This window comes from Oleiphilus sp. HI0079, from assembly GCF_001635105.1.
The window spans coordinates 1-572 of the sequence record NZ_LWFT01000767.1 but is presented as its reverse complement, the minus strand read 5'-3'; the positions used below and the strand labels follow the sequence as shown (position 1 = coordinate 572).

Annotated in this window: 1 protein-coding gene; it reads left to right on the top strand. The window is 44.2% G+C overall.

All coding sequences use genetic code 11. The annotated features are described in order from the left end of the window. Nucleotides 1–125: 125 nt before the first annotated feature. Nucleotides 126–572 (top strand): UPF0149 family protein (locus A3750_RS14295; protein ID WP_068548390.1); only part of this gene is annotated, 447 nt, incomplete at its 3' end.

The window sequence follows — 572 nt, the reverse complement described above, 5'->3', positions numbered from 1 at the left end:
ACATAATGCAGCGTATAGTGCTCTGCCCGAAGACTATAATTTGCCCCCGCGTTGCGGTCAATAAGGCTAACGCCTATGGGTGATTCAGTCGTATAATTTCGTTTCATTTATCCAACGGAGACACCATGTCTGAAGATGTTCATGTAGAAAGCGAATTTGAATGGCTTGCCAATGTATACAACATTAACGGCGCAATTAATCATCCAAGCGAACTGCATGGCATTATGATTGGTCACATTACAGGTAATACGCAATTGAAAGACGATGAATGGTTGGCTATGTGTCTAGATCACATGGGCATTGAAGAATTCAACGTTGAGAAGCAGCCGAATGTGCATCAGGATTTGTGTAAGTTTTATCGCGATACTTTAGAAAGTATCGCTGTAGATTCGAGCGCTTTTCAGATTTGCTTGCCTGACGATAGCTATGCAATTGCGGAGCGGGGCGAAGCCTTGGGTGCATGGGTTGGCGGTTTTCTGGAAGGTATTGCTGTGACGCAAACACACGCCTTGGCAAATCTAGACGAGGATCTGCAAGAGATTCTTCGAGATTTGGTAGAAATAAGTCAACTG